At 30.8% G+C, this 2097-nt stretch carries 2 protein-coding genes; both read left to right on the top strand.

The features are described 5' to 3' along the window. Positions 1-221 precede the first annotated feature (221 nt). Positions 222-539, top strand: a complete 318-nt coding sequence (locus ESY88_RS20525; RefSeq protein WP_147088606.1) for a hypothetical protein — start codon at positions 222-224, stop codon at positions 537-539. Between the two features lie 624 nt (positions 540-1163). Further along, positions 1164-1838, top strand: a complete 675-nt coding sequence (locus ESY88_RS20530; RefSeq protein ID WP_147088599.1) for a hypothetical protein — start codon at positions 1164-1166, stop codon at positions 1836-1838. The last annotated feature ends 259 nt before the right edge of the window (positions 1839-2097 follow it).

The following is a 2097-nucleotide window of genomic DNA, read 5'->3' on the forward strand; positions in this document are numbered from 1 at the left end:
CTCGTTCCTCTTTAAAATGTGTACGACAGCTCTTTTCGTCTGTGAAATGAACTCCAAAATCAAATATATTCATAATCAACTGTTTTAATATCAAGTGAATATACGATAATTATTTCATTTTAGGGCTGTTTGCGGATATACAATTAAAATATAATGAAATAGATAAATCAATTGAAATTAAAGATGAATTAAAAAGCCATTATTTTATACTAAAAATTATAATGATTTTAAACTTAATAAGTGCTGTTTTTCAATTAATTAACTTGAATGAAACAGGAATCGGATTCAAAGAAATTATATTCTTTTTTACAGGAACTATCTCTATAATTATTTTATACATTTTTATTTTTAAGAAGTCGACTTTAGAAAAAATACCGATTAATAAAATTGAGCGATTAAATGAAAAATCTATATTCGGAAAAAAACGATTCTCTTTGAAATTAAAAAACGGAATGAAACGCGACTTAACTGAATTGAAAACACAAACGGAATATAATGAGTTAAAAAAACTGTTTTCTGAAATCGGAATTACGAACTAAAAAAAAATAACGTTGCACAACACCGTATAAAAATAATTGCGGTTTAGTGCTTAACCAAAGGTCGTTGCGTGTTTGTAACGTCTGATTTTCCTTCGGAAAATCCTCGCATACAAACCCGCAACTATTCTTATACATAAACGTTGTAAAAAATGGCGGAATTCACTCAGAACTAGACAATCGGAATTCAAAAAACTATTCCTTTCACGGTCGTGGATTTTTTATTTCGGATTTCTAAACCAGTCCGATATAATGCAACGCGGATTTTTAGTCTGGTTCGTAAACAGACAATTTTACGGAATCTTGACTTAATCAAATCCACTCTGAATAAAATCGTCTTGCGGAATTGCTCACTCACACGGAATTTTACACTCGAACGGAATCAAGTAGTTCGCGGATTTTGGGAACGGCGGAATTTACTCAATCGCACTATCTCAGGGAAAGCAACAACAAAACACAATAATTCCAGGCCACTTTTCACAACATCGCGTATAATTAATTGCTAGGTCTGTACTTCTTCCGAAAACCCTCGTGGATGCTCTGGTTCGTTTTTATTTGCTAAATTAGCGCTTGAGACACGCAACTAATCATACTCAAGAGCGTTGGCAACAAGTTAAACAAACAACTATGAAAAAGATTTTATTATTGATATCATTACTACTTTTACTCACATCTTGTGATAATGAGCCTGTAGATTTCTATCCAATAAACAATAATGATTATTCAGTTGCTTTAGATACATTGGCAAATTATGACAATTATTTTATTGGAGAGTTTAATGGAGAATTATTTGTAAGTACAGAACGATTTACAGTTGGAGGAGCTGTTGGAAACACATTACTAGATTCTGTTTCAATGAAGTATACTTATGCATATAGGATATCTAATAGTGAAGATTTAAAAACACCTTTCATAAGTTTCCATCTCTATGAATCAAAAAGTAAACTTAATCCAAATAACTATCTACAATATAATGAATATAGCGATTTTCAAAATTATTTCAACTATAACGAATTAGACTATTGGGAAGTTGACAATTTTAAAAATTTGACTACTCAAGTCAGTATAAGACATATTGATTATTCACAATTAATAAATAATTCTGGCATAAGCTATCAATCAACAGATTTTGGAAAACCACCATTTGATGAAAATAATTTTCAAATTGAAAGCATTAGAGAAATAGAGAATCCTTCTGTAGGAATTGAATTAACATATTCATTTAACTGTACTTTACTTTCGGATTCTAATGAAGTAATAGAAATTGAAAATGGTAGAGGAAAATGCACATTCTTGTATTAAAAACCAGTTGCCAACACCGTGTATAATTAATTGCTTGGTTCTCGCTTACTTACGAAAATCCTCGCGGATTTTCTATTCGGTTTTTATTTGCTAAATTAGTTGCTTAACCACGCAACTAATCATACACAAACACGTTGGCTAAAATAGCAGAATTAGCAAGTAAATTCATAATCCAGACTTATTAGGAGCTAATTCGTGACATCATGCGGAAACAAATTTCTGCGGATTTTTAGTAGGTTTATGGAATCACTATCTGAAA

It is taken from the genome of Subsaximicrobium wynnwilliamsii (assembly GCF_007997225.1).
Lineage (GTDB): Bacteria > Bacteroidota > Bacteroidia > Flavobacteriales > Flavobacteriaceae > Psychroserpens > Psychroserpens wynnwilliamsii.